This is a genomic window from Streptomyces sp. NBC_00016, from assembly GCF_045040885.1.
Lineage (GTDB): Bacteria > Actinomycetota > Actinomycetes > Streptomycetales > Streptomycetaceae > Streptomyces > Streptomyces coriariae.
This window is the reverse complement of sequence record NZ_CP108304.1, coordinates 4971953-4992696: the sequence shown is the minus strand read 5'-3', so window position 1 is coordinate 4992696 and position 20744 is coordinate 4971953. Positions and strand designations below refer to the sequence as shown.

Annotated in this window: 17 protein-coding genes and 1 pseudogene; 11 read left to right on the top strand and 7 right to left on the bottom strand. The window is 72.1% G+C overall.

Annotation, left to right across the window (positions count from 1 at the left end):
• Window positions 1–3: 3 nt before the first annotated feature.
• On the bottom strand, window positions 4–1713 hold the full coding sequence (gene paaN, locus OG933_RS22090) for a phenylacetic acid degradation protein PaaN (RefSeq protein ID WP_362524469.1): 1710 nt from the start codon (window positions 1711–1713) through the stop codon (window positions 4–6).
• Window positions 1714–1872: 159 nt separating this feature from the next.
• Between paaN and OG933_RS22085 the strand changes: the two genes are divergently transcribed.
• Window positions 1873–3396, top strand: coding sequence for a 3-hydroxyacyl-CoA dehydrogenase (locus OG933_RS22085; RefSeq protein ID WP_405628577.1), 1524 nt, complete (start codon window positions 1873–1875; stop codon window positions 3394–3396).
• Window positions 3393–3983, top strand: a complete 591-nt coding sequence (locus OG933_RS22080; protein ID WP_020130601.1) for a TetR/AcrR family transcriptional regulator — start codon at window positions 3393–3395, stop codon at window positions 3981–3983. Before OG933_RS22085 ends, OG933_RS22080 begins: the two co-directional genes overlap by 4 nt.
• A 3-nt stretch (window positions 3984–3986) precedes the next feature.
• On the opposite strand, the gene OG933_RS22075 is transcribed toward OG933_RS22080, so the two are convergent.
• On the bottom strand, window positions 3987–4562 hold the full coding sequence (locus OG933_RS22075; protein WP_362524474.1) for an Lrp/AsnC family transcriptional regulator: 576 nt from the start codon (window positions 4560–4562) through the stop codon (window positions 3987–3989).
• 175 nt (window positions 4563–4737) lie between these two features.
• Between OG933_RS22075 and pdhA the strand changes: the two genes are divergently transcribed.
• From pdhA to OG933_RS22050, 5 genes are all read left to right on the top strand, one after another.
• Complete coding sequence (gene pdhA, locus OG933_RS22070) at window positions 4738–5883, top strand: pyruvate dehydrogenase (acetyl-transferring) E1 component subunit alpha (protein WP_405628575.1); 1146 nt, start codon at window positions 4738–4740, stop codon at window positions 5881–5883.
• Window positions 5880–6884, top strand: a complete 1005-nt coding sequence (locus tag OG933_RS22065) for an alpha-ketoacid dehydrogenase subunit beta (protein ID WP_362524479.1) — start codon at window positions 5880–5882, stop codon at window positions 6882–6884. The genes pdhA and OG933_RS22065 overlap by 4 nt, the downstream gene beginning before the upstream one ends.
• Entirely contained in the window at window positions 6884–8206 is a 1323-nt protein-coding gene (locus OG933_RS22060) for a dihydrolipoamide acetyltransferase family protein (protein ID WP_405628573.1), read from the top strand. The genes OG933_RS22065 and OG933_RS22060 overlap by 1 nt, the downstream gene beginning before the upstream one ends.
• Window positions 8207–8287: 81 nt before the next feature.
• On the top strand, window positions 8288–9223 hold the full coding sequence (locus tag OG933_RS22055) for an NTP transferase domain-containing protein (protein WP_405628572.1): 936 nt from the start codon (window positions 8288–8290) through the stop codon (window positions 9221–9223).
• On the top strand, window positions 9220–10647 hold the full coding sequence (locus OG933_RS22050; protein WP_405628571.1) for a molybdopterin molybdotransferase MoeA: 1428 nt from the start codon (window positions 9220–9222) through the stop codon (window positions 10645–10647). Before OG933_RS22055 ends, OG933_RS22050 begins: the two co-directional genes overlap by 4 nt.
• 120 nt (window positions 10648–10767) lie before the next feature.
• Here the strand turns inward: OG933_RS22050 and OG933_RS22045 are convergent, their stop codons facing one another.
• Window positions 10768–11886, bottom strand: a complete 1119-nt coding sequence (locus OG933_RS22045) for a potassium channel family protein (RefSeq protein ID WP_362524490.1) — start codon at window positions 11884–11886, stop codon at window positions 10768–10770.
• A 120-nt stretch (window positions 11887–12006) separates the two neighbouring features.
• Here OG933_RS22045 and OG933_RS22040 point away from each other — a divergent pair.
• Window positions 12007–12705: pseudogene (locus OG933_RS22040) on the top strand (potassium channel family protein); the annotation flags it as partial.
• 54 nt (window positions 12706–12759) lie between these two features.
• Here the strand turns inward: OG933_RS22040 and OG933_RS22035 are convergent.
• Both OG933_RS22035 and OG933_RS22030 read right to left on the bottom strand, forming a co-directional pair.
• Window positions 12760–13608: an ABC transporter permease gene (locus OG933_RS22035; RefSeq protein ID WP_142265206.1), complete on the bottom strand. Its 849-nt coding sequence runs from the start codon at window positions 13606–13608 to the stop codon at window positions 12760–12762.
• Window positions 13605–14648 (bottom strand): ATP-binding cassette domain-containing protein, encoded by a 1044-nt coding sequence (locus tag OG933_RS22030; protein ID WP_405628569.1) that lies wholly within the window; start codon window positions 14646–14648, stop codon window positions 13605–13607. The genes OG933_RS22035 and OG933_RS22030 overlap by 4 nt, the downstream gene beginning before the upstream one ends.
• 166 nt (window positions 14649–14814) lie before the next feature.
• On the opposite strand from OG933_RS22030, the gene OG933_RS22025 reads away from it, so the two are divergent.
• Window positions 14815–15795: an NAD(P)H-quinone oxidoreductase gene (locus OG933_RS22025; RefSeq protein ID WP_362524495.1), complete on the top strand. Its 981-nt coding sequence runs from the start codon at window positions 14815–14817 to the stop codon at window positions 15793–15795.
• Window positions 15796–15820: 25 nt separating this feature from the next.
• Here the strand turns inward: OG933_RS22025 and OG933_RS22020 are convergent, their stop codons facing one another.
• A complete protein-coding gene (locus OG933_RS22020; RefSeq protein ID WP_362524498.1) occupies window positions 15821–16363 on the bottom strand; it encodes a hypothetical protein in 543 nt (180 codons plus the stop codon).
• Between the two features lie 163 nt (window positions 16364–16526).
• Here OG933_RS22020 and OG933_RS22015 point away from each other — a divergent pair, with 163 nt between their 5' ends.
• On the top strand, window positions 16527–17075 hold the full coding sequence (locus tag OG933_RS22015; protein WP_054242066.1) for a bacterial proteasome activator family protein: 549 nt from the start codon (window positions 16527–16529) through the stop codon (window positions 17073–17075).
• An 84-nt stretch (window positions 17076–17159) separates the two neighbouring features.
• Here the strand turns inward: OG933_RS22015 and OG933_RS22010 are convergent, their stop codons facing one another.
• A complete protein-coding gene (locus OG933_RS22010) occupies window positions 17160–18791 on the bottom strand; it encodes a protein kinase domain-containing protein (protein ID WP_362524501.1) in 1632 nt (543 codons plus the stop codon).
• Window positions 18792–19149: 358 nt separating this feature from the next.
• Here OG933_RS22010 and OG933_RS22005 point away from each other — a divergent pair, with 358 nt between their 5' ends.
• Window positions 19150–20718 (top strand): protein kinase domain-containing protein, encoded by a 1569-nt coding sequence (locus tag OG933_RS22005; RefSeq protein ID WP_362524505.1) that lies wholly within the window; start codon window positions 19150–19152, stop codon window positions 20716–20718.
• Window positions 20719–20744 lie beyond the last annotated feature (26 nt).

Sequence of the window (20744 nt, the reverse complement as noted above, 5' to 3'; positions counted from 1 at the left end):
CGCCTAGGCGTCCCGGCGGACCTCCACCACCCGGAAGCGGTTGGCGACGAACGCGCCGTCGGTGAGGGCCGCGTTGGCCGCCGGGTTGCCGCCCGAGCCGTGGAAGTCGGAGAACGCGGCCGTCTGGTTGACGTAGACCCCGCCGGTGAGGTTGAGCGACAGCTGGGCGGCCTCCTCCAGGCAGACCTCCTCGATCGCCCGCTCGACCTCCGCGTCGGTGGTGTACGCGCCGACCGTCATCGCGCCCTTCTCGCGCACCGTGCGCCGCAGCAGGGCGACCGCGTCGGCCGTGGAGTCGACGGCGACGGCGAAGGAGACCGGGCCGAAGCACTCGCCCATGTAGGCGGCCTCGTCGTCCGTCCCCTCCCAGTACTTCCGCGCCCCGTCGAGCTTGACGAGCACCGGGGTGCGCACGATCGCGTCCGGGAACTCCGGGTTGCTCACCTCGCGGGAGGCGAGGGCGACCTCGCCGAGGCCCGCGGCGGCCTCCAGACGGGCCTTGACGTCCGGGTTGACGATGGCGCCGAGCAGCGCGTTGGCGCGCGCGTCGTCGCCGAGGAGGCCGTCGACCGAGCGGGCGAGGTCGGCGACGACCTCGTCGAAGGTCTTCGCGCCCTCGTCGGTGCGGATGCCGTCGCGGGGGATCAGCAGGTTCTGCGGGGTCGTGCACATCTGGCCGCTGTACAGGGAGAGCGAGAACGCCAGGTTGGCGAGCATGCCCTTGTAGTTCGCCGTGGACTCCACGATCACCGTGTTGACGCCGGCCTTCTCGGTGTACACCTGCGCCTGGCGGGCGTTGGCCTCCAGCCAGTCGCCGAAGGCGGTCGAGCCGGTGTAGTCGACGATCCGGATCTCGGGGCGGGTGGCCAGGGTCTTGGCGATGCCCTCGCCGGGGCGCTCGGCGGCCAGCGCGACCAGGTTCGGGTCGAAGCCGGCCTCGGCGAGCACCTCGCGGGCGACGCCCACGGTCAGCGCGAGCGGCAGCACCGCGCGCGGGTGGGGCTTGACCAGGACCGCGTTGCCGGTGGCCAGGGAGGCGAACAGACCCGGGTAGCCGTTCCATGTCGGGAAGGTGTTGCAGCCGATGAGCAGGGCGATCCCGCGCGGGACCGGGGTGAAGCGCTTGGTCAGCGCGAGCGGGTCGCGCTTGCCCTGGGGCTTGCTCCACTCCGCCGTGCCGGGCGTGCGGACCTGCTCCGCGTACGCGTACGCCACCGCTTCCAGGCCGCGGTCCTGCGCGTGCGGGCCGCCCGCCTGGAACGCCATCATGAAGGCCTGGCCGGAGGTGTGCATGACCGCGTGCGCGAACTCGTGCGTCCGGTCGCTGATCCGCTTGAGGATCTCCAGGCAGACCACCGCGCGCACTTCGGCTCCCGCGTCCCGCCAGGCGCCCTGTCCGGCCCGCATGGCGGGCAGCAGTGTGTCCACGTCCGCGTGCGGGTAGGTCACGCCCAGTTCGACGCCGTACGGCGAGACCTCGCCGCCCACCCAGTCGTCGGTGCCGGGCTGGCCGAGGTCCAGGCGGGTGTGCAGAACGGCGTCGAAGGCGGCCTTGCCGGCCGCGGCGTCCAGGCTGCCGTTCTCCCCGTAGGCCTTGGGGTGTTCCGGGTGCGGGGACCAGTACGCGCGGGTGCGGATCGCTTCCAGGGCCTGGTCGAGGGTGGGCCGGTGCTGGGCGATCAGAGCGTGCGCGGTCGGTTCGGCGGCGGCCATGCGGGACCAACTCCTCGTCTTGAGAACTCTCCGTCGAGCTCATGACCTGGCGGAAACCTGGGCAGGAACAGCCAGTCAGGGTTAGAGTAACCGAACGATCGGTCGGGACAAGGGGGCCTGCCGCATCTGTGGAAAACCCCGTGCGGGAGGATCGCGCACATGACAGCACTCGACCTCAGCAGCCCCGTGGCCGTCGTCGGCACCGGCACCATGGGCCAGGGCATCGCCCAGGTCGCGCTCGTCGCCGGTCACCCCGTGCGGCTGTACGACGCCGTGCCCGGCCGCGCCCGCGAGGCGGCGGCCGCGATCGGCGCCCGCCTGGACCGGCTCGTCGAGAAGGACCGCCTCGCCGCCGGCGACCGCGACGAGGCACGTGCCCGCCTGCGGCCCGCGGAGAGCATCACCGACCTCGCCGACTGCTCCCTGGTCGTCGAGGCCGTCGTCGAGCTTCTGGAGGCCAAGCAGGAGCTGTTCCGGCAGCTGGAGGACGTCGTCGGCGAGGACTGTCTGCTCGCCACCAACACCTCGTCCCTGTCGGTGACCGCCGTCGGGGGCGCCCTGCGCAACCCGGGCCGCCTGGTGGGCCTGCACTTCTTCAACCCCGCGCCGCTGCTGCCGCTGGTCGAGGTCGTCTCCGGGTACGCCACCGACGTCACCTCGGCCACCCGCGCGTACGAGACCGCCCGCTCCTGGGGCAAGACGCCGGTCGCCTGCGCCGACACCCCCGGCTTCATCGTCAACCGCATCGCGCGGCCCTTCTACGCCGAGGCGTTCGCCGTCTTCGAGGCGCAGGGCGCCGACCCGGCCACCATCGACGCGATCCTGCGCGAGTCGGGCGGGTTCAAGATGGGCGCCTTCGAGCTGACCGACCTGATCGGACAGGACGTCAACGAGTCGGTCACGCACTCCGTGTGGCGGTCCTTCTTCCAGGACGTGCGCTTCACGCCCTCGCTCGCCCAGCGGCGCCTGGTCGAGTCGGGCCGCCTCGGGCGCAAGACCGGCCAGGGCTGGTACGACTACTCCACCGGGACCGGGGCCGCCGGGGCGGCCGAACCGCACACCGCGGAGAAGGCCCAGCCGCCCGCGTACGTCGTCGCCGAGGGCAATCTGGGCCCCGCCTCCGAACTGCTCGCGCTGATCCGCGAGGCGGGCATCCAGGTCCGCGAGGAGGAGGAGGACCACGGCACCCGCCTGGTGCTGCCCGGCGACGGCCAGCTCGCCCTCGCCGACGGCCAGACGTCCGTGGAGTTCCGGGACGTCGTCTACTTCGACCTCGCCCTGGACTACCGCAAGGCCACCCGCATCGCTCTGTCCGCCTCCCAGGACACCTCCACGCAGACGATGTCCGAGGCGATCGGCCTGTTCCAGGCGCTCGGCAAGGACGTCAGCGTCATCGGCGACGTCCCGGGCATGATCGTCGCCCGTACGGTCGCGCGGATCGTCGACCTCGCGCACGACGCCGTGGCCAAGGGCGTGGCCACCGAGGAGGACATCGACACCGCGATGCGCCTGGGCGTCAACTACCCCCTCGGCCCCTTCGAGTGGAGCCGCAGGCTGGGCCGCACCTGGGCCTGCTCCCTCCTGGACGACCTGCACGAGCGCGACCCCTCCGGCCGGTACGCGCCGTCCCTCGCGCTGTACCGCCACTCCTATGCCACCGAGAAGCGGGAGGGCGCCTCGTGACCACCGCCAAGCGCGACACGTACACCCCGGAGACCCTGCTCTCCGTCGCCGTCCAGATTTTCAACGAGCGCGGCTACGACGGCACCTCCATGGAGCACCTCTCCAAGGCGGCCGGCATCTCCAAGTCGTCGATCTACCACCATGTCGCCGGCAAGGAGGAACTGCTGCGGCGCGCCGTCAGCCGGGCCCTGGACGGCCTCTTCGGGATCCTCGAGGAGGAGCACGCGCGCGTGGGGGACGCCTCGGAGCGCCTGGAGTACGTCGTGCGGCGCATGGTCGAGGTGCTCATCGGCGAACTGCCGTACGTGACACTGCTGCTGCGCGTGCGCGGCAACACCGACACCGAGCGGTGGGCCCTGGAGCGGCGCCGCGACTTCGACCACCGGGTCGCCGAACTGCTGAAGGCGGCCGCCGCCGACGGCGACATACGCGGCGACATGGAGGTACGGCTCGCCACCCGGCTGGTCTTCGGGATGATCAACTCGATCGTCGAGTGGTACCGGCCGGGCGGCCGGGGGATGGTCGAGAGCGAGGTCGCCGACGCGGTGGTGCGGCTGGTCTTCGAGGGGCTGCGCACGGCCCCGTAGGACTCACCCCTGCGGCTCCAGGTCCTCCTCCTCGAACACCAGCAGCGTGCGCGTGCTGAGCACCTCGGGGATCAACTGGAGCCGGGTGAGCACCACCTCGCGCAGCGCCCTGTTGTCCGGCGTGTGCACCAGGAGCAGGACGTCGAAATCGCCCCCCACGAGGGCGATGTGGGAGGCGCCGGGCAGCAGCCGCAGCTGCTCGCGCACCGTCCGCCAGGAGTTCTGCACGATCTTCAGCGTGATGTAGGCGCTCGTGCCCTGCCCGGCGCGCTCGTGGTCGACACGGGCGCCGAAGCCGCGGATGACGCCGTCCTCGATGAGCCGGTTGATCCGCGCGTAGGCGTTGGCACGCGAGACGTGGACCCGCTCGGCGACCGACCGTATCGAGGCGCGGCCGTCCGCCTGGAGTATCTGCAGGATGTCCTGATCGATGGCGTCCAGCGGACGCGGCGGCGGCAGCGGGACGCCGCCCGGTGACGGGACACTGCTCGGCGACAGGACACCGGTCGGCGGCGGAGGGCTGCCCGGAGGCGGCGCGGTGCCGTTCTCCGGCCCTTCGGCCATTTGTTCAGGTGCCATGTCCCCCTGCCCTCCTGCCATGGACGTACTGCACCCATCTCAGGTTGTGGAGAACCGTTTGTCCACAGCCTGAGGGGCCCTGTAGCCAAAATGTGCCGACGACCGAACAATCGGTAGGTGAGGCGCATCACAACCGACGCGTCTCCCGTAGCCACTCCCACGAGGAGGTGCCGTCATGACGGTCATGGAGCAGCGGGGCGCCTACCGGCCGACTCCGCCGCCGGCCTGGCAGCCCCGTACCGACCCCGCGCCGCTGCTGCCCGACGCGGAGCCGTACCGCGTCCTCGGCACCGACGCGGCCGCGCAGGCCGACCCGGAGCTGCTGCGCCGGCTGTACGCCCAGCTGGTGCGCGGCCGCCGTTACAACGTCCAGGCCACCGCCCTCACCAAGCAGGGCAGACTCGCCGTCTACCCCTCCAGCACCGGCCAGGAGGCCTGCGAGGTCGCCGCCGCGCTCGCCCTCCAGGAGCGGGACTGGCTCTTCCCCAGCTACCGCGACACCCTCGCCGTCGTCGCGCGCGGAGTGGACCCCGTCGAGGCCCTCACCCTGCTGCGCGGCGACTGGCACACCGGCTACGACCCGTACGAGCACCGGGTGGCGCCGCTGTCCACCCCGCTCGCCACCCAGCTCCCGCACGCCGTGGGCCTCGCGCACGCCGCCCGGCTCAAGGGCGACGACGTGGTCGCGCTCGCCATGGTCGGCGACGGCGGCACCAGCGAGGGCGACTTCCACGAGGCGCTGAACTTCGCCGCCGTCTGGCAGGCGCCGGTCGTCTTCCTCGTGCAGAACAACGGCTTCGCGATCTCCGTACCGCTCGCCAAGCAGACCGCCGCTCCCTCGCTGGCCCACAAGGCCGTCGGATACGGCATGCCGGGCCGCCTGGTCGACGGCAACGACGCGGCCGCCGTGCACGAGGTGCTGACCGACGCCGTACGGCACGCGCGTGAGGGCGGCGGTCCCACCCTCGTGGAGGCGGTGACCTACCGCATCGAGGCGCACACCAACGCCGACGACGCCACCCGCTACCGCGGCGACGCCGAGGTCGAGACCTGGCGCGAACACGACCCGATCCAGCTGCTGGAGCGCGAACTCACCACGCGCGGGCTGCTCGACGAGGACGCGAAGCAGTCCGCGCGGGACGCCGCCGAGGCGATGGCATCCGACCTGCGCGCCCGCATGAACCAGGACGCGGTCCTCGACCCCATGGACCTGTTCGCCCACGTGTACGCCGAACCCACCCCCCAACTGCGGGAACAGCGCGACCTGCTGCGGGCGGAGCTCGAGGCCGAGCACGCCGACCAGGAGGGCACGCACCGATGACCACCGTCGCCCTCAAGCCCGCCACCATGGCGCAGGCCCTCACCCGCGCGCTCCGGGACGCGATGGCCGCCGACCCGACCGTGCACGTCCTGGGCGAGGACGTGGGCACCCTCGGCGGCGTCTTCCGGGTCACCGACGGCCTCGCCGCGGAGTTCGGCGAGGACCGTTGCACGGACACCCCGCTCGCCGAGGCGGGCATCCTCGGCACTGCCGTCGGCATGGCGATGTACGGACTGCGGCCGGTCGTGGAGATGCAGTTCGACGCCTTCGCCTACCCGGCGTTCGAGCAGCTCATCAGCCATGTCGCCCGGATGCGCAACCGCACCCGCGGCCGTATGCCCCTGCCGATCACCGTCCGGGTGCCCTACGGCGGCGGCATCGGAGGCGTCGAGCACCACAGCGACTCCTCCGAGGCGTACTACATGGCGACCCCGGGCCTCCATGTCGTCACGCCCGCCACGGTCGCCGACGCCTACGGTCTGCTGCGCGCCGCCATCGCCTCCGACGACCCGGTCGTCGTCCTCGAACCCAAGCGTCTGTACTGGTCCAAGGACTCCTGGAACCCGGAGGAACCGCAGAGTGTCGAACCGATCGGCCGCGCGGTGGTGCGGCGCTCGGGCCGGAGCGCCACGCTGATCACCTACGGTCCTTCGGTCCCGGTCTGCCTCGAAGCCGCCGAAGCGGCGCGCGCCGAGGGGTGGGACCTCGAGGTCGTCGACCTGCGCTCGCTGGTCCCCTTCGACGACGAGACGGTCTGCGCCTCGGTGCGGCGGACCGGCCGCGCGGTCGTCGTGCACGAGTCGGGCTCCTTCGGCGGCCCGGGCGGCGAGATCGCGGCCCGCGTCACGGAGCGCTGCTTCCACCACCTGGAGGCACCGGTGCTGCGCGTCGCCGGGTTCGACATTCCGTACCCGCCGCCGATGCTGGAGCGCCACCACCTGCCCGGCGTCGACCGCATCCTGGACGCCGTGGCGCGGTTGCAGTGGGAGGCGGACAACTGATGGCACAGGTGCTGGAGTTCAAGCTCCCCGACCTCGGGGAGGGACTCACCGAGGCGGAGATCGTCCGCTGGCTGGTCCAGGTGGGCGACGTCGTCGCCGTCGACCAGCCGGTCGTCGAGGTCGAGACGGCCAAGGCGATGGTCGAGGTGCCCTGCCCCTACGGCGGTGTGGTCACCGCGCGCTTCGGCGAGGAGGGCACCGAACTGCCCGTCGGCGCCCCGCTGATCACGGTCGCGGTCGGTGCGCCGGCCTCCGGCGGCCCGGAGGTTCCCGCCACGGGCGCCGAGGGGTCGGGCAACGTGCTCGTCGGTTACGGCACCTCGGAGGCACCCGCCCGCAGGCGCCGGATCCGGTCGGCGCGACCGGAACCAGCCGCTTCCGTGACCGTCGCGGCCCCCGCCCCGGCTGCCCCGGTTCTCCCGGGTGTCCCGGCCGGAAAGCCCGACGGCCCCGTCCCCGTGATCTCCCCCCTGGTGCGCAGACTCGCCCGGGAGAACAACCTGGACCTGCGGGAACTCACGGGCTCCGGGCCCGAGGGGCTGATCCTGCGGGCGGACGTGGAGAACGCGCTGCGGGGGGCCGCCCCGCGGGACCGGGCGGCACAGCTGTCACCCGGGTCCTCCGCTCCCTCCGGAAGCCGCCGCGTCCCGCTCAAGGGCGTCCGGGGTGCAGTCGCCGACAAGCTCTCCCGCAGCCGACGCGAGATCCCCGACGCCACCTGCTGGGTGGACGCCGACGCGACGGAGCTGATGCGGGCCCGGGCCGCCATGAACGCGTCCGGCGGGCCGAAGATCTCCCTCCTCGCGCTGCTCGCCCGTATCTGCACCGCGGCGCTGGCCCGCTTCCCGGAGCTGAACTCCACCGTCGACCTGGCGGCCCGGGAGGTCGTCCAGTTCGACCATGTCCACCTCGGCTTCGCCGCGCAGACCGAGCGCGGACTCGTCGTGCCCGTCGTCCGAGACGCGCACGCCCGGGACGCCGAGGGACTCACCGCGGAGTTCGCCCGGCTCACCGAGGTGTCCCGGGACGGCCGTCTCACCCCCGCCGACCTGACCGGCGGCACCTTCACCTTGAACAACTACGGGGTGTTCGGAGTCGACGGCTCCACGCCGATCATCAACCACCCCGAGGCGGCCATGCTCGGTGTCGGCCGCATCATCCCCAAGCCGTGGGTGCACGAGGGCGAGCTGGCGGTGCGCCAGGTCGTCCAGCTCTCGCTCACCTTCGACCACCGGGTGTGCGACGGCGGAACGGCGGGAGGCTTCCTGCGCTACGTGGCGGACTGCGTGGAGCAGCCGGCGGTGCTGTTGCGCACCCTGTGATTGCGGGCGCGCCCCGGCGATTCGCGTGTTTCCCGTGATCCGGCGGGCCCGCATCCCCGGGGCGGCCCGCATACTCGGGGGGTGACCTCGAACGAGCCCGCCGCCCACGACGCCGTCGTGCTCGCCGGTGGCGGCGCCCGCCGGCTCGGCGGCGCCGACAAGCCGGGTGTGCGGGTGGGCGGGCGCGCGCTGCTCGACCGGGTGCTGGGCGCCTGCGCCGACGCGCGCACCACCGTCGTCGTCGCCGATCCCCGCCCCACCGCGCGGCCCGTGCGCTGGGCACGCGAGGACCCGCCCGGCGCGGGGCCCGTCGCCGCGCTCGACGCCGGACTGCGCCACACCGCGGCGGACGACGTCCTCGTCCTCTCCGCCGATCTGCCCTTCCTCGCGGCGGACACCGTACGGCGACTGCTGACCGCGCTGCGCGCGGGCGCGGCCGAGGGTGTGCTGCTCACCGACGCCGACGGCCGTGACCAGCCGCTCGTCGCCGCGTACCGCACGGCCGCACTGCGCCGCGAACTGGCGGTGCTCACCGCCGGCGAAGGCGGCCTCACCGGGCTGCCGCTGCGCCGGCTGACCGCCGGACTCGACCTCACCCGCGTCCCCGACCCGGTCGCGTCGTTCGACTGCGACACCTGGGACGACATCGCCGCCGCCAGGGCACGTATCAGGGAGCATGACCACGTGTTGGATGAATGGATTTCCGCAGTCAAGGACGAGCTGGGCATCGACCTCGACGTCGACACCGGCGCCCTCCTCGATCTGGCCCGTGACGCCGCCCACGGGGTGGCCAGGCCCGCGGCCCCGCTGACCACCTTCCTGGTCGGCTATGCGGCCGCGCAGGCCGAGGGAGGCCCCGAAGCCGTCGCCGAGGCCGCCCGCAAGGCCGCCGCCCTCGCGCTGCGCTGGGCGGAGGAGGCCGAACAGGAGAAAGCCGAGCAAGGGCAGGCCGAGCAGCAGAAGGCCGAGCAGCGGAAGGCCGACAAGCCCGGCGGCTCCGGACCGGACGCCGGATGACCGCCCGCGGTACCCGGCAGGGCCTCGACGCCGAGGACCTCGACGTCGAGGAGGCGCTCGCCCTCGTGAAGGACGGCAACGGCACCGCCCGCCCGCCCGGCGGCCACAGCCCCGCACAGCGCGGGGGCAGCGGCGACGGCACGCCGCCCTCCTCCTCCCCCTCCTCCCCGGCCCGGAGTCCGGAGGCCGGTCACCGGGCCGACGCCGCCGAGCATCGCCACCGGGCGACCTCCTGGCCCGAGGCCCGGACGATCGCCGCCCGCGCCGCACGCTCCGGCGCAGCCCGTCCCGCCCCCGTCTCCGTGACCCTCGGCGACGCCCTCGGCCTCGTTCTGGCCGCCCCGCTGACGGCCCTCACCGACCTGCCCTCCTTCGACACCTCGGCGATGGACGGCTGGGCTGTCGCGGGTCCCGGCCCCTGGCACGTACGGGAGGAGGGCGTCCTGGCCGGCGGCTCGGCGCCCGCGCCCCTGGCCGACGGCGAGGCCGTACGGATCGCCACCGGCGCCCGGATCCCCCCGGACACCACCGCGGTACTGCGCAGTGAGCACGGTCGGACCGACGGCAACGGCCGCCTGCACCCGACCCGCGAGATGCAGCACGGCCAGGACATCCGCCCACGGGGCCAGGAGTGCCGCAGCGGGGATCAGTTGCTGCGGGGCGGGGCGGTGGTGACCCCGGCGGTCCTCGGCCTCGCCGCGGCCGCCGGATACGACACGCTGGCCGCCGTCCCCCGGCCCCGGGTCGAGGTGCTCGTCCTGGGCGACGAACTGCTCACCGAGGGCCGCCCGCACGACGGCCTCATCCGGGACGCGCTCGGTCCGATGCTGCCCCCGTGGCTGCGGTCGCTGGGCGCCGAGGTCACCTCCGTACGCCGGCTCGGCGACGACGCGAAGGCCCTGCACAAGGCCATCACCGCATCCGCCGCCGATCTCATCGTCACCACCGGGGGCACCGCCTCGGGGCCCGTCGACCACGTGCACCCCACCCTGCGGCGGCTCGACGCCGAACTCCTCGTCGACGGCGTCAAGGTGCGCCCCGGGCACCCGATGCTGCTGGCCCGCCTCAAGGAGGACCAGCACCTCGTCGGCCTGCCCGGCAACCCTCTCGCGGCCGTCTCCGGCCTGCTCACGCTCGCGGAGCCGCTGCTGCGCGCTCTCGCCGCCCGGCCGGCTCCCGAGCCGTACGCGCTGCCGCTGCGGCAATCGGTGCACGGGCACCCCTACGACACTCGGCTCATCCCGGTCGTCCTGCGCGGTGACCATGCCGTGCCGCTGCACTACAACGGCCCGGCCATGCTGCGGGGTATCGCGGCGGCCGACGCCCTCGCCGTCGTGCCGCCGGGCGGGGCACGCGCGGGTCAGGAGACGGAGCTTCTCGACCTGCCGTGGGCGACGGCAGGGATCGACGCCTGTTTCACGTGAAACCGTCCTGGTTCACCCCTTCACCCCTTCACCCGTTCGCCCGTTCGCCCGTGTTTCACGTGAAACGGTCCCGGCTTGCTCCAGCTCGCCCCCACCGCCCCGGTTTCACGTGAAACATCGTCATGCCTGCTCAGGTGCCGGGACGGCTCGGCTGACCGTGATCACGCGGTCCCCCAGTTGGAGCCGGGTGAGCCGGGGGTCGGTGTAGTCCAGCAGTTCCTTGCCCCGGACGACGGCCACGACCAGGTCCGCGCAGCTGCGGGGCGCCGCGCCGACCTCCGCCTTGCTGACCGGCCGCTCGATGAGGTCGAGGCCGTTGCCGAGGGTCATCAGGTTCTCCAGGGTCCTGGCCACGGTCGGGCTGACCATCGAGACGCCGAGCAGCCGCCCGGCGGAGCTGGAGCTGGTGATCACGGTGTCCGCGCCGCTCTGCTTGAGCAGCGGCACGTTCTCGTCCTCCCGGGCGGCCACGACGATCGTCGCGCGCCGGTTCAGCTGCCGGGCGGTGAGGGTGACCAGGGCGGCGGTGTCGTCGCGTTGCGGGGCGACGATCACCCGGGAGGCGGTCTGGACCTCGGCCTTGAGGAGCGTCTCCGAGCGGGTGGCGTCCCCGGTCACCGACACCAGTCCGTCGTCGCCGGCGGCGAGCGCGGACTTGCGCTGGGCGTCCACGATGACGATCCGGTCCTTGGCGATGCCCTGCCCGACGAGGGTCTCCACCGCGTGGCGGCCCTTCGTGCCGTAGCCGACGACCACGACGTGATTGCTGGTGCGGACCCGCCAGCGGTGGACGCGGACCTGCTGTCGGGTGCGCTCGGTGAGCACCTCCAGGGTGGTGCCGACCAGGATGATCAGGAACAGCACGCGCAGTGGCGTGATGACGAGGATGTTGACGAGCCGGGCCGTTTCACTGACCGGGGTGATGTCGCCGTAGCCGGTGGTGGAGAGTGTGACGGTGGCGTAGTAGGCGGCGTCGAGGAGGCTGACGGAGCCGTCCGAGTTGTCGTTGTAGCCGTCACGGTCGACGTAGACGATCAGCGTGGTGACGGCCAGGACCAGCAGGCCCATGGCGAGGCGTCGGAGTACCTGCAGAAGCGGAGGGACGGCGATGCGCATGGGCATCGTGATGGAACGGCCCGCCTCGGCGTCGTCCCGGGCCTCGGTGCGGGAGCGGTACCAGAGGGACCTGAAGAGGGAGAGTCTGGCCGGGCGGGCCGGCGGTCGTTCATGGTCCTTCATCGTGTGCCCCCTGTGACGGTGATCCGATCGGTGGGCACCATGGTTCCCGGCGGGCTCCTGCCCGTCATGAAGCAACACGTGTCCATGAGTCCACAGATATCCATGATCCCGGAGGTCCCCTTGCGCGACCACACTGTCGTCGTCGGCTTCGGAACGAAGGGACGGTCCGCGATCCGGACGGCCTGTGCGGCGGGCCTGCGCAAGGAACAGGTCGTGGTGATCGATCCCAGTGCGAAGGTGATCGACGCGGCGACGGCCGAGGGCTACGAGGGCGTGGTCGGGGACGCCACCCGCAGTGATGTGCTGCGGCGGGCCGAGGTGCAGCGGGCGGGGCGGATCGTCATCGCGACCCAGCGGGACGACACGGCCGTCCTCGTGGCTCTGACGGCCCGCCAGCTCAACCCCAGGGCGAAGATCGTGGCGGCGGTCCGCGAGGAGGAGAACGCCCCGCTGCTCAGGCAGTCGGGCGCCGACGAGGTCATCACCAGCGCCGGTGCGGCCGGCCGGCTCCTCGGCCTGTCCGTGCTCAGTCCGGCGGCCGGCCGGGTCATGGAGGACCTCATCCAGCAGGGTGACGGGCTCGACCTCGTCGAACGGCCCGTCACCAAGGCCGAGACGGGCCGCGGGCCGCGTGAGACGGACGACCTGGTGGTCAGTGTCGTCCGCGGACACCGGGTCCTCGCCTACGACGATCCGGCGATCGGCATGCTGGAGCCGACGGACCGGGTGGTCACGATCGTGCGGGTGGGCCCGGACCGTACCCGGGCCCCCCTCGGGAGCCCCGGCATGCCCGGGGTCCCGCCGCTCCCGCCGGCCTGAGGCGCACGCTCCCGGGCGCTGCCCGACGGCGCTGCTTGCGGCGGTGGAGCCGCATTACTTGCGGTTGTAGAGCCGCATCGTCACCGGCCCGAAGACCAGCACGAACAGTCCGGCCCACCCCAGCGACCAGGCGATCTCGGCAGCGGGCCAGTCACCCGCCATCAGGCCCCGCACCGCCGAGGCCAGATGGGTGACCGGGCTGTTGTTGACGAACGCCTGGAGCCAGCCCGGCATGGTGCGGGGGTCGACGAACACGTTGGACAGGAAGGTGAGCGGGAAGATCACCATCATGCTGACGCCCATCACCGACTTCTCGGTGCGCAGCAGCAGCCCGAACATCGTCCAGATCCACGAGAAAGCGAACGAGAAGACGACCAGCAGGGCGATTCCGGCGACCACGCCCGCGAGCCCGCCGTCCGGCCGGTAGCCGAGGATCATGCCGACGGTGAGCATCACGACGGAGGCGATCGTGTAGCGCAGCGCGTCGCCCAGCAGATAGCCGACCATCGTCGACGGCCGCCAGATCGGCAGTGACCGGAAGCGGTCGAAGACGCCCTTCTCGATGTCGGTGTTCACCGAGACACCCGTGTACATGGTGATCATCACGACCGACATCACCAGGATGCCCGGCAGCAGGAACTGGATGTACTCCTCCGGGGACCCGGCCAGGGCGCCCCCGAACAGGTACGTGTACATCAGCACCATCATGATCGGGAACGCGGTGACGTCGAAGAGCTGCTCGGGCACGTGCTTGATCTTGAGGATCGCCCGCCAGCCGAAGGTGAGGGAGGCCGAGAGGGCGCTCGGGCGGGGCGGGCGCTCCTGCGCGACGAGCAGCGCGGCCAGCGACTCGGCGCTGACGGGGGCGAGATCCTGGACGTCCGTGCTGGTCACGGTGCTCATACCGCCACCTCGCCTTTCTGGCCGCGGGCCGGTGTACCGGCGTCGGCCGGTGCTCCGGGCTCGGTGTCGGTCTTCGTGTCGTGTCCGGTGAGGGCGAGGAACACCTCGTCCAGGCTGGGCTGGCCCAGCGAGAAGTTGTCGACCAGGACCCCGGCCCGGGCCAGTTCCCCGAGGGCCCGGGCGGCCTGGGCGGCGGCCGTGTCGCCCGCCGCCGCGTCGAGCCGGGCGGTCAGCGCCACCGGGTCCGGCTCCCGCTGGACGTCCGCGTCCAGGGCCAGCCGCAGCACCTGCTCGGCCTCGGGCCGCTGCTCGGCGTCGCGCAGCCGCAGATGGACGGAGCCGGCGCCGACGGACGCCTTCAGCTCGCCCTTCGTGCCCTCGGCGATGACCCGGCCCCGGTCGATGACGGCGATCCGGGACGCCAGCTGGTCGGCCTCGTCCAGATACTGCGTGGTCAGCAGCACGGTGGTGCCCTGGGCGACCACCGCCCGCACGATGTCCCACACCTGGTTGCGGCTGCGCGGATCGAGCCCGGTCGTCGGCTCGTCGAGGAAGAGCAGGTCGGGCGTGCTGAGGATGGACGCGGCGATGTCGATCCGGCGCCGCATGCCGCCCGAGTAGTGCTTGACCTGCTTTCCGGCCGCGTCGGTGAGCCCGAACGCGGCGAGCAGCTGCGCGGACCGCTCCCGGGCGGCCTTCTTGCCGTGTCCGAGAAGCCGGCCGAGCAGCACCAGGTTCTCGGTGCCGGTGAGGTCCTCGTCCACGGACGCGTACTGGCCGGTGAGGCTCACCCGGCCGCGCACCTCGTCGGCCTCCCGGACGACGTCGTGGCCGAAGATCCGGGCCTGGCCGCCGTCCGGCCGCAGCAGCGTGGCGAGCATCCTCACGGTGGTCGTCTTGCCGGCGCCGTTCGGGCCGAGGACGCCGTAGACCGTGCCGGTGGGGACGGCGAGATCGACGCCGTCCACGGCCCTGGTCTCGCCGAACGTCTTGACCAGGCCCGCAGTCTCGATCGCCAGGCCGGCGGTGTGCTGGCTCATGGGGGTTCCTTCCGCGTACTTGGGCTACGCATGGGGAGACCTTTACCGTCGCCCGAACTCATCGGTGATCGCATCTCGTTTTTTCCCCGCTCCCCCGCTTTCCTGCCGCGGACCATGATCGGGAGCGAGGAAGGGGGAGGAGAGGGGGAGGAGTAGCGTCCCCTTCATGCATGCGATCACGATTCCCGAACCTGGTGGTCCCGAGGCGCTGGTGTGGGACGAGGTCCCCGATCCCGTACCCGGCGCGGGCGAGGTCCTGGTCGAGGTGGTGGCCGGCGCCGTCAACCGGGCCGACATCCTTCAGCGGCAGGGCTTCTACGATCCGCCGCCCGGCGCCTCCCGCTACCCCGGCCTGGAGTGCTCCGGCCGGATCGTCGAGGTCGGCCCCGGCGTCTCCGGCTGGGCCGTCGGCGACGAGGTGTGCGCGCTGCTCGCGGGCGGCGGATACGCGCAGAAGGTCGCCGTGCCGGCCGGCCAGTTGCTGCCCGTGCCGGACGGCGTCGATCTGCGGCGGGCCGCCGCGCTCCCCGAGGTGACCAGCACCGTCTGGTCGAACGTCTTCATGATCGCCCACCTGCGTCCGGGCGAGACGCTGCTCGTGCACGGCGGCTCCAGTGGCATCGGGACCATGGCGATCCAGCTGGCCAAGGCCGTCGGCGCCAGGGTCGCCGTCACCGCGGGCACCAAGGAGAAGCTGGACCAGTGCGCCGAGCTGGGCGCGGACATTCTGATCAACTACCGCGAGCAGGACTTCGTCGCCGAGCTGAAGCAGGCCACGGACGGCGCGGGCGCCGATGTCATCCTCGACAACATGGGTGCGAAGTACCTCGACCGCAACGTCCAGGCGCTCGCCGTCAACGGCCGCCTGGCGATCATCGGTATGCAGGGCGGGATCAAGGCCGAGCTGAACATCGGCGCGCTTCTCGGCAAGCGCGCCGCGATCAGCGCGACCTCGCTGCGGGCCCGTCCCCTGGAGGAGAAGGCGGCCATCGTGGCGGCCGTACGCGAACACGTCTGGCCACTGCTCGCCGCCGGCCATGTCCGCCCCGTCGTCGACCGCGAGGTCCCGATGAGCGACGCGGCCGAGGCCCACCGGATCGTCGAGGCCAGTACCCACGTCGGCAAGGTACTGCTGGTCACGACCTAGGGCAGAGCCTGACCCGGCGGCGGCCTCAGCTCCGGCGCAGCCGCAGGGCGGCCAGGGCGAGGGCGATGCCGAGGCCGATGAGGACGAGACCGCTGCCGAGCGGCAGGATCTGCAGCACGGGGCCGTCGGAGCCCTCCGGCTGCGCCACGGGACGTCGCACGGGGTCCCGTGGCGCGCCCGAGGGTACGGGAGCGTCGGCCTCCGGCGACTCGGACGCGGCGGTGTCGTCGGAGAGGCCGCCGTCGTCGCTCCCCTCGCCCGCGTCCTCGCTCGCGCTGTCCTCGCCCTCCGTGTCCTGCGCCTCCTCGTCCGCTTCCTCGTCGGCCTCCTCCGCCGCGTGGTCGCCCGCCCGGCCGGGCCGCTGGCGTCCCTCGCCCGCCCGGCTGCCGGCCCGGTCCGGTGCGGAGGAGGAGGGGGCGGGGGTGGCGGACGCCGACACGGCGGCGTACGACGCGACGGCCGCGTACGAGGAGACGCCCCCGCAGGGCAGCGCGAGCACGCCCAGCACGACCGCTCCGACGCCCGCGCCGGCCCGCGTCGCGCACCACGCCTGCTGCCATGGAGTCACGTCCGTGACCCCCTCCCGGTGCCCAGTCGCCAAGAAAAGACGCAATAAGCCTCACATCGGGGAACTGTCACCGCATTCCGGACTCCGCCGAACGGAAAGAGTGGATCACCTTTCACGGGGGGTGCCACGGTGATGAGGTGGGGACGTGCGAGAGAATGACGGCATGGAGATGCCGAGGAACGAAAGGTCGCCGGAGAACGCCCAGAAGATCCTGGTCGTAGGTCAGGACGGCATGGCGCTCGGTGACATCGACGCTGACGACGACTCCCGTGAGATCCCGGTGACCGAGCAGGTCGAACAGCCGGCGAAGGTCATGCGGATCGGCAGCATGATCAAGCAGCTGCTCGAGGAGGTGCGCGCGGCTCCTCTGGACGAGGCGAGCCGGGTCCGGCTGAAGGAGATCCACTCGAGCTCGGTGAAGGAGCTGGAGGACGGCCTGGCGCCGGAACTGGTCGAGGAGCTGGAGCGGCTCTCCCTGCCGTTCAACGAGGACTCGACGCCGAGCGACGCGGAACTGCGCATCGCGCAGGCCCAGTTGGTCGGCTGGCTGGAGGGCCTCTTCCACGGCATCCAGACCACCCTCTTCGCCCAGCAGATGGCCGCGCGTGCCCAGTTGGAGCAGATGCGCCGGGCGCTGCCGCCGGGAGCGGGTCACGAGGGCGCCGACGATCCGCGCGCGGCGGGCGGCCGTACGGGCGGGCCGTACCTCTAGAGCGACGGACAGTCGTCCCCAGCCGTACACACGAGAAGGGCCCGGCGTTTCGGCGCCGGGCCCTTCTCCCATGACGTCAGACGGTCACGACGCCGGGTTGCCCGTGGAGACCTTGATCTCGATCTCGGGCATGTCCTTCGGGTCGACGTCCGTCCCGGCGGAGGGGAACTGGTCCATGACCGCCCCGTCGCCGTAGGTGTTCTCGTCCACCTTCGTGATCTTGTACTGCCAGCCGGCGGCCTGGAAGCACTCCTTGACCGAGCCGATGTACTTGAACTTGAAGTTCGGCACCCGGATCTTGTCGGGGTCGTTGTACGACTCCTGCGGCTCGGAGCACTCCGTCGACTCGATCGTCTTGGAGGTGTCCGGCGCCCGGTAGTCCGCCGCCTTCGTCACCGAAGGCGAGGAGCTGGAGGTACCGCCCTTGGCGTCGTCGTCGCCCCCGCTCATCGCGAGGCTGGCGATGAGGCCGCCGACCGCCACCACGGCGACGACGGCCGAGCCGATGAGCACCGGCTTGCTGTTCCTGCGGCCACCACCGCCCGAGGACACCGTGGTGGACGGCTGCGGGCTGAGGTTGTACGCGGGCGGGGTGTGCGGTGCCTGCTGGTGGCCGTAGGCCGGAGCGGGCGTCTGGTAGCCCTGCTGCGGATAGCCGTAGGAGGCGGGCGGCGTCGGGGTGCCGTACGGGTTCGGGGTCGGCGCGGGCTGGTAGGGCGTCTGGACGCCGGCCTGCGGCGCCGGGGTGCTCTGGCCGATCGGCGGGAACACCGCGGAACCGACGCCGGCGCCGCTCGACGTCTGCGCGCCCGGGACGATGCTCGGCGGGGCCGGCTGGAAGGAGGCGGCGACCCGCAGGCACTCGTCGCGCATGGCGACAGCGGTCGGAAAGCGCTCGTTCGGGTTCTTCTTCAGCGCGCGGGCGATCAGCGCGTCGACGGCCGGCGGCAGCGCCCGGTTGATCGAGGAAGGAGCCACCGGCTCCTCCTGCACGTGCGCGTACGCGATCGCAAGCGGCGAATCGGCCTCGAACGGCAGCCGCCCGGTGACCAGTTGGAACAGCATGATGCCGACCGAGTACAGGTCGGACCGGGCGTCCACCGCACGCCCCAGGGCCTGTTCGGGCGAGAGGTACTGCGGGGTGCCGACGACCATGCCGGTCTGCGTCATCGAGGTGACCCCGGACTGCATCGCGCGAGCGATGCCGAAGTCCATCACCTTGACCACGCCGCGCTTGGTCATCATCACGTTGCCGGGCTTGATGTCGCGGTGGACGAGCCCCATCTCGTGGCTGATCTCCAGCGCCGCCAGCACGTCCGCGGTGATCTTCAGCGCCTTGTCGGCGGGCATCGCGCCCTGCTGCCGTACGTCCTCGTCGAGCACCGAGCCGAGCGGGCGGCCCTCGATGTACTCCATGACGATGTACGGAGTCGTCAGCCCCTCGACGTCGTCCTCGCCGGTGTCGAAGACGGAGACGATGTTGGTGTGCGTGAGCTTGGCCACGGCCTGGGCCTCGCGGCGGAAGCGCTCGCGGAAGGCCTGCTCACGGCCGAGTTCGGTGTGCAGGGTCTTCACCGCGACCTGACGGTCGAGCACGGCGTCGTAGGCGAGGTGCACCGAGGCCATGCCGCCCTCGCCGAGCAAGTCGCGCAGCTGATACCGGCCGGCGGCGAGCGCCCGCCCCGCATACCGGCCCTGCGCGCCGTCCTGGCTCATCTTCTGCGTCCCCCGTAGGCCCTCAAGCGCCGTTGACTGTCGTTGATCGACAGTGCTATTCCCGGCCAAGTCTGCCGTAGGGCACTGACACGTCAAGCTCGGTGCCCGTTCCGTGACCCTACGAGAAAGAAGCGTCGCGGAAGCGTTACAGGTGCCGTACGGCCGGTACACAGAATTTGCACGTCGGTACGGAGTACAGGTTTGATGGCCGGTCCGTCGCGGACCGGCGTCCGGGCTCGCCCCGGGCGATGTTCCGGGGATCGTCCCGGGCCGGAGGCTTGCGTGGAGGCTGTAGCGTGGCCGACGGAGACCGTAACAACACCGCGCGTTCCGCGGGCAGAAACGACGGCGAGGACTGATGGCACAGCAGCGCGCTCAGGGCCCGTCCGACCCCGAGGCGACTGGCGGCGGTATGTCAGATGCGCCGGAGAACTGGGGCAACGGCGGGCTGGTAGGGGACGGCCGATACCGGTTGACCCGCAGACTCGGCCGAGGTGGCATGGCCGAGGTGTTCGCGGCCGAGGACGTACGCCTCGGACGCACCGTCGCGGTGAAGCTGCTGCGCGCCGATCTCGCCGAGGACCCCGTGTCCAAGGCCCGCTTCACGCGCGAGGCCCAGTCGGTGGCCGGCCTCAACCACCATGCGATCGTCGCCGTGTACGACTCCGGCGAGGACTTCGTGGGCGGCCAGAGCGTGCCGTACATCGTGATGGAGATCGTCGAGGGACGCACCATCCGCGACCTTCTCCTCAACGCCGAGGCACCCGGCCCCGAGCAGGCCCTGATCATCACCTCGGGGGTGCTGGAGGCGCTCGCCTACTCGCACCAGCACGGCATCGTGCACCGTGACATCAAGCCGGCGAACGTGATCATCACGCACAACGGCGCGGTCAAGGTGATGGACTTCGGCATCGCGCGCGCCCTGCACGGCGCGTCCACGACGATGACGCAGACCGGCATGGTCATGGGCACCCCGCAGTACCTCTCCCCGGAGCAGGCGCTCGGCAAGGCCGTCGACTACCGCTCCGACCTGTACGCCACGGGCTGCCTGCTGTACGAACTCCTCGCACTGCGGCCGCCGTTCACCGGCGAGACGCCGCTGTCGGTGGTCTACCAGCACGTGCAGGACATCCCGGTGCCGCCGTCGCAGACCTCGGACGGGCAGTGCCCGCCGGAGCTCGACGGTCTCGTCATGCGGTCCCTGGCCAAGGACCCCGACGACCGGTTCCAGACGGCGGAGGAGATGCGCGGTCTGGTCCAGTACGGGCTCCAGATGCTGTACGACCAGGGCGGCCACACCGGCACCTGGAACACCGGCCCGGTCGGCGCGCACGACGGCCGCGGCACGCCCTCCGGCGGCTTCGCGAGCACGACCGCGCTGGCGCACGGCGCCGACGGCTCCAGCACCTCGCAGATCCCGCAGCCGATCCTGCCCACCGGCTACGGCGGCGGTGACGACGGCGGCTTCGAGGGGCACGGCAACAAGGGCAGCGGCCGCGGCAAGCTGTGGATCCTCGCCGTCTTCGCGGTGATCGCCATCGCCGCGGGTGTCGCGCTCGCGCTGAACGGCCAGGGGAAGGGCAGCGGCGACACCGACACCTCGCCGTCGCCGTCCACCTCGCAGTCCGCGACGGACGACGCCTCCACCGCGACACCGAGCGACGAGGCGAGCAACACGTCCTCGGACGACACCTCGGACGACAACTCCGGTTCGAACTCCGATTCGGACTGGACGCCGTCGTACTCGCCCTCGTACTCGCCGTCGTACTCCCCCTCCGAGTCGGCCAGCAGCGAGCCGACGGACGAGGAGACGGAGACCCAGCCCTCGGACGATCCGACGGACACGCAGCCTTCGGACGATCCGACGGATGTGGAGCCGAGCGACCCGGCCACCGAGGGTGGCACCCTCGGCAGCATCGGAAACTGACCGCAGTACGCCGCACGCGCGCGTGG

What these genes read in the sequence shown, in the direction of transcription:
- paaN (WP_362524469.1), bottom strand. Translation starts at nt 1,713, where the DNA reads ATGGCCGCCGCCGAACCGACCGCGCACGCTCTGATCGCCCAGCACCGG.
- OG933_RS22085 (WP_405628577.1), top strand. Translation starts at nt 1,873, where the DNA reads ATGACAGCACTCGACCTCAGCAGCCCCGTGGCCGTCGTCGGCACCGGC.
- OG933_RS22075 (WP_362524474.1), bottom strand. Translation starts at nt 4,562, where the DNA reads ATGGCACCTGAACAAATGGCCGAAGGGCCGGAGAACGGCACCGCGCCG.
- pdhA (WP_405628575.1), top strand. Translation starts at nt 4,738, where the DNA reads ATGACGGTCATGGAGCAGCGGGGCGCCTACCGGCCGACTCCGCCGCCG.
- OG933_RS22065 (WP_362524479.1), top strand. Translation starts at nt 5,880, where the DNA reads ATGACCACCGTCGCCCTCAAGCCCGCCACCATGGCGCAGGCCCTCACC.
- OG933_RS22060 (WP_405628573.1), top strand. Translation starts at nt 6,884, where the DNA reads ATGGCACAGGTGCTGGAGTTCAAGCTCCCCGACCTCGGGGAGGGACTC.
- OG933_RS22050 (WP_405628571.1), top strand. Translation starts at nt 9,220, where the DNA reads ATGACCGCCCGCGGTACCCGGCAGGGCCTCGACGCCGAGGACCTCGAC.
- OG933_RS22045 (WP_362524490.1), bottom strand. Translation starts at nt 11,886, where the DNA reads ATGAAGGACCATGAACGACCGCCGGCCCGCCCGGCCAGACTCTCCCTC.
- OG933_RS22035 (WP_142265206.1), bottom strand. Translation starts at nt 13,608, where the DNA reads ATGAGCACCGTGACCAGCACGGACGTCCAGGATCTCGCCCCCGTCAGC.
- OG933_RS22030 (WP_405628569.1), bottom strand. Translation starts at nt 14,648, where the DNA reads ATGAGCCAGCACACCGCCGGCCTGGCGATCGAGACTGCGGGCCTGGTC.
- OG933_RS22025 (WP_362524495.1), top strand. Translation starts at nt 14,815, where the DNA reads ATGCATGCGATCACGATTCCCGAACCTGGTGGTCCCGAGGCGCTGGTG.
- OG933_RS22015 (WP_054242066.1), top strand. Translation starts at nt 16,527, where the DNA reads ATGGAGATGCCGAGGAACGAAAGGTCGCCGGAGAACGCCCAGAAGATC.
- OG933_RS22010 (WP_362524501.1), bottom strand. Translation starts at nt 18,791, where the DNA reads ATGAGCCAGGACGGCGCGCAGGGCCGGTATGCGGGGCGGGCGCTCGCC.
- OG933_RS22005 (WP_362524505.1), top strand. Translation starts at nt 19,150, where the DNA reads ATGGCACAGCAGCGCGCTCAGGGCCCGTCCGACCCCGAGGCGACTGGC.